Source organism: Actinophytocola sp. (assembly GCF_036002505.1).
Taxonomy (GTDB): domain Bacteria; phylum Actinomycetota; class Actinomycetes; order Mycobacteriales; family Pseudonocardiaceae; genus DASYTH01.
On record NZ_DASYTH010000166.1, the window covers coordinates 1 to 4464 of the forward strand.

Genomic DNA, 4464 nt, shown 5'->3' on the forward strand with positions numbered 1-4464 from the left:
AGTCAGACGCAGAACACAACACGACCACGCCACCAACAAGGGCCAGCCCACCGCGCCGACCTCTTCAACCGACTCCTCAACGACCTCAAAGAAAGCGAAGCATCCTGAACCGCGACCACACCGATTGTCCCGCGTCAAGAAGTGGGCAGGGTTTCGGTCGTTTGAAATGTCGGGATGGTGGGGTCGGCCAGGCCCAGGTGCACCTCTTTGGGCCGGTTCCATGCCAGGGCCTCGTGCGGCCTGATCTCGTTGTACTCGATCCGGTAGTCCTCGGCTCGTTTGGCGAGCATGACGGCGTCGTCGATCTCGTCGATGTAGAGCCGCTCGTACTTCAGGGTGCCGAATCCGCGTTCGCGTGAGCCGTTCTGGCCGGGGCTCTTCACCCGGGTGCGGACGTGGGCCAGCTCGGGACGGCCGGCGATGAACGCCTCGAACCGGAACGACCGGAACGGGCCGCCGTTGTCGGTGACGATCGTGACCACCGGCAGCAGCTCACCGGTCTCGACGTCGACGGGGCAGTCCTCGAGCATCGGGTGGCCGAACATCGCTTCGTAGCCGGTGAGCGCGAGCTCGACGGCATCGATGGCGTCGTACTGGTTCGCGGTCGGCGAGACGTGGAACGGGTACTCGTATTTGGACCAGTAGTCCCGGCAGCCGGCCAGCCGCCACGTCCCGCCGCTGGTGGTCTCGAACTCGCTAAAGTCCAGCTGCCAGACCTGGTTCGGCCCGGTCGGCTCGGTCGCGAACGCGGCCTTGCGGCGTTCGGCGAGCTTGCGCCGCTCCCGCTGGTAGTGCGCGGGCAGGATCAGGTCCTCGTCGCGCAGCAGCCGCAGGATGGTCGCCTCGGACACGATGTGCCCGTCGTGGCGGACCATCGCCCAGATCTTGCGGTGCCCCCAGGCCGGATGCGCCAACGCGTGTCCCAGCGCACGTTCCTTCGCGGCTTGTCGGGCCGGCCGTGGCCACCGCCTCTTGACCTGTCCACCGGCCCGAGCATTGGCCTGCCAGCGACGCCAGGTCCGTTCGGGCATGTCGATCAGCTGGCAGAACCTCGCGGTCGACATGCCCGCCTCGACGCGGATCACCTCGAGGTCCTCGAAGGGCCCAAGCGGCCCTCCGCGGACTTCTTCCAGACCCGCAGCTCGACCGCGGCCTCACCCAGCGCCTGGGTCAGGTCCGCGACCTCGCCCTCGAGCTGCTGCTCTCGGGTCGACGGTCCGGACCGGCCCGCGGCGAGTGCGGTCTTGCCCGCTTCGAGGAAGTCGGCCTTCCACCGGCCGATCGACTGCTCGCTGACTTTCTCTTTCCGAGCGGCCTCGGCGATCGTCATCTCGCCGGCCAGCACGCCCAGCACGATCCTGGTCTTCTGCTCCACCGGAATGACAGGGGGTCTACCCATGTGTCGGACTCTCCTTCAGGACTGACCTAACAGCCCTGCCACAAAGTCTGACGCGCGACATTGGCCGCCCAGGCGCACTCAATCGCCGCGGTGGATTTCTTCCACCTCGACACCGTATTCCTGCGTCGGCTTTATGTGCTGTTCTTCATCAGGCACGGCACCCGGCGTGTGCATCTGGCCGGCGTCACCGCTCATCCGACGGGGCGTGGGTTGCCCAGCAGGCCCGCACCCTGGTCATGGACCTTGGCGAGCACGCCGAGTCGGCGAAATTCCTGATCCGCGATCGGGACACCAAGGTCACCGCGGCCTTCGATGCGATCTTCACCTCGATCGGGATTCGGATCATCAATACGCCAGTGCGGGCACCGCGAGCGAACGCGATCGCCGAGCGACGGATCGGCACCGTCCGCCGCGAGTGCACCCACCGGCTCTTGATCCTCGGTGCGCGGCATCCGCGTCACGTGCTGACCGAGTACACCGATCACTACAACCGGCACCGACCTCACCGGACCCTTGCGCAGGCGCCACCGGCCGGGAGATCAATTTCAAAGGCCGGCAGCAGTCTTCGCGTTCTTCGCCATGATCGTCTCGGCGGACTCATCCACGAATACAAGCAGGTCGCATAGGGTGACACGGTTTCCGGCACCGACAGGTCGAGCGGTGAGGACTTTGTGCGTGATCACTTGCCGTTACATGACGCCCAGGTCGGTTGCTTGTCAGCGGACTGTGCCACAAACGTGCCACGGGGTCGGGTTGGGCAGGGAGAGCCACGAACCGATAGCGGAGCACAAGAGCCTGCCGGAGTGGCCGGGTCACGGGTGGCCGGAGGCAATCGCGGAGCGACGCGCAGCGTGTACCGTGCCAGAACTCAGCGCGGGCCGGTAACCGGCGGCTTCGCCGGCTCTCACAAGGTAGGCCAGGATCGCCGCTCATGGTGTTTCGACTGCTGTATCTGGCCGTGGTTCGCGTGTTCGGCTGGCTGGCGCTGCTGGCACGTCGCCGGAGCGCGCTCACCGTGGAGCTCATGGTGCTGCGCCACGAGGTTGCGGTGCTGCGCGGTCAGGTCCGGCGACCGCGGCCGTCGTGGGCAGACCGCGCGATCCTGTCCGCGTTGACCCGACTGCTCCCGCGGGAGCTGAGGAAGCACCGCATCGTCACCCCGGCCACGGTGTTGGCCTGGCACCGCAGGCTGCTCACCAGGAAGTGGACCTACCCGAACCGACCGGGCCGACCACCGGTCGCCGCGGACATCCGCGACCTGGTCATTCGCCTCGCCCGAGAAAACCCGCAATGGGGACATCGGCGCATCCAGGGCGAACTCCTCCGGCTCGGCCACCGTGTCGGTGCCGGCACGATCCGCCGCATCCTGGCCGCGGCCGGCCTCGATCCGGCGCCCCGCCGGGCGGAGACGACCTGGCGGGTGTTCCTGCACAACCAGGCGCACGGCATGCTAGCTGCGGACTTCTTCCACCTCGACACCGTCGGCCTGCGCAGGCTCTACGTGGTCTTCGTGATGGAAGTGCGGACTCGCACCGTGCACGTTCTCGGCGTGACCGCGCCCCCACCGGGGCGTGGACCGCGCAGCAGGCCCGCAACCTGCTGATGGATCTCGGTGAGCGGGCCGGCTCCTTCCGGTTCCTGGTTCGGGACCGGGACGCGAAATACACCCCGGCGTTCGACGCGGTGTTCGCCTGCGAGGACGTGACGACCGTCAAGATTCCTCCCCCGCACCCCGCGGGCGAACGCCTACGCCGAGCGGTTCGTGCGCAGTGTCCGGGAGGAGTGCACCAACCGGATGTTGATCTACAACAAGGCGCACGCGGTCGCGGTCCTGGCGGAATATGCCCGGCACTTCAATCGGCACCGGCCCCACCAAGGCCTCGGGCAACGGCCTCCGCAGCACGACCCATCGACCATCGTGCCCCTTCAGGCTCCGGTTCGGCGTCGCCGAGTGCTCGGTGGTGTGATCAACGAATACCAGCGAGCGGCATGACCGCTCCCACAACATTCGAGGTCAGCGCGGTGACACGAGATTTGGCACGGTACAGGGTTGTCTCTGCTGCTCAACCCGTGGGTGAAGTAGTCGAAATGCCAGGACAGGCAAGTCGTGTCAACGTCGGCCGACATTTGCCCCCTAGAACCACAGCGGCACCTTCCTCGCAGAACTCGCTCGGCGGGCATGCCCCGCTCGGCCCCTGGGCCGGAAGTACACTGCCGCGGTCGGGGCTCCGCTGTGCGCCCGGTCGGACCTGGCCATGTTTCCGTGCGACTCGGACCCGTGGGAGGGTACGAAGTCGCACCGGAACGGTAGATCGCTAGGAGGGGACGGTGGTTGGGGTTCCCATTTCCAGGAAGTGGAAGGTGTCGCGGATTTCCTTGGGGGCATGGGCGAGGTCTTGTTCGATTCCTGCCCTTCCTTGGGTGAAGTGCGACCAGCCCTCGTGGTGGACGGGGATGGCGGTGCGGGGGCGGATCAGGGTGGCGAGCTCGATGGCGTCCGCGGCGGTCATGCTGTAGCGGACGGGTCCGGTGAGGCCGAAGCGGACAGCGCCGAGGTGGAGGAGCGCGACGTCGACCTGCAGGCGGTCGGCCACGCGGCGGACCCCGTCGTAGAGCACGGTGTCGCCCGAGATCCAGAAGACGCCGTGCTCCTGACCCGGCCAGGCGAGCGCGAAACCGATCACCGCGCCGGCGACCGGCCGACTGAGCGGCGGGCCGTGCCGGCAGGGGGTGGCCGTGATTTCGATCGTCGGCAGGCCAGGGCGCTTCGAGGTTGGCTGTGGCCCAGGGCTCTAGCCCGCGCACCGCACCGCCCAGACGTTTGGCGCCGGGGACCATCGTGATCACAGTCCGTACCCGGCCGAGCAGTTCACGGCCGGCGATGTCGAGGTTGTCGCCGTGGTGGTCGTGGCTGAGCAGCACCCCGTCGATCGGCGGGAGGTCGGACACGGGGATCGCCGGTCCGGCGATCTTGCGCGACGACGTCCCCCAGCCGAAGCTGTATTTCCGCCCCGGGGCGTCGAACGTCGGATCGGTCAAGATCGTCCAGCCTTCGACCTCGATGA

7 protein-coding genes are annotated in these 4464 nt (G+C 67.5%); 4 read left to right on the plus strand and 3 right to left on the minus strand.

Going from position 1 to position 4464, the window contains the following annotated elements:
• Positions 1-134 precede the first annotated feature (134 nt).
• Entirely contained in the window at positions 135-1085 is a 951-nt protein-coding gene (locus tag VGR06_RS14390; protein WP_327559568.1) for an integrase core domain-containing protein, read from the minus strand.
• Positions 1082-1399, minus strand: a complete 318-nt coding sequence (locus VGR06_RS14395) for a transposase (RefSeq protein WP_327559569.1) — start codon at positions 1397-1399, stop codon at positions 1082-1084. The genes VGR06_RS14390 and VGR06_RS14395 overlap by 4 nt, the downstream gene beginning before the upstream one ends.
• Positions 1400-1635: 236 nt before the next feature.
• Here VGR06_RS14395 and VGR06_RS14400 point away from each other — a divergent pair, with 236 nt between their 5' ends.
• The 3 genes from VGR06_RS14400 to VGR06_RS14410 all read left to right on the plus strand — a co-directional run bounded on the left by VGR06_RS14400 (position 1636) and on the right by VGR06_RS14410 (position 3392).
• Positions 1636-2025: an integrase core domain-containing protein gene (locus VGR06_RS14400; RefSeq protein WP_327559570.1), complete on the plus strand. Its 390-nt coding sequence runs from the start codon at positions 1636-1638 to the stop codon at positions 2023-2025.
• A 305-nt stretch (positions 2026-2330) separates the two neighbouring features.
• A complete protein-coding gene (locus tag VGR06_RS14405) occupies positions 2331-3002 on the plus strand; it encodes a hypothetical protein (protein ID WP_327559571.1) in 672 nt (223 codons plus the stop codon).
• Positions 3003-3161: 159 nt separating this feature from the next.
• Positions 3162-3392, plus strand: coding sequence for an integrase core domain-containing protein (locus tag VGR06_RS14410; RefSeq protein ID WP_327559572.1), 231 nt, complete (start codon positions 3162-3164; stop codon positions 3390-3392).
• 322 nt (positions 3393-3714) lie between these two features.
• On the opposite strand, the gene VGR06_RS14415 is transcribed toward VGR06_RS14410, so the two are convergent.
• Positions 3715-4155, minus strand: a complete 441-nt coding sequence (locus VGR06_RS14415) for an MBL fold metallo-hydrolase (protein ID WP_327559574.1) — start codon at positions 4153-4155, stop codon at positions 3715-3717.
• A gap of 125 nt (positions 4156-4280) precedes the next feature.
• On the opposite strand from VGR06_RS14415, the gene VGR06_RS14420 reads away from it, so the two are divergent.
• The coding region (locus VGR06_RS14420; protein WP_327559573.1) for a hypothetical protein at positions 4281-4464 on the plus strand (184 nt) is incomplete at its 3' end.

Excerpts from the sequence above, each read along its gene's own strand:
- VGR06_RS14400 (WP_327559570.1), top strand. The coding sequence starts at position 1,636 with ATGGACCTTGGCGAGCACGCCGAGTCGGCGAAATTCCTGATCCGCGAT.
- VGR06_RS14395 (WP_327559569.1), bottom strand. The coding sequence starts at position 1,399 with ATGGGTAGACCCCCTGTCATTCCGGTGGAGCAGAAGACCAGGATCGTG.
- VGR06_RS14405 (WP_327559571.1), top strand. The coding sequence starts at position 2,331 with ATGGTGTTTCGACTGCTGTATCTGGCCGTGGTTCGCGTGTTCGGCTGG.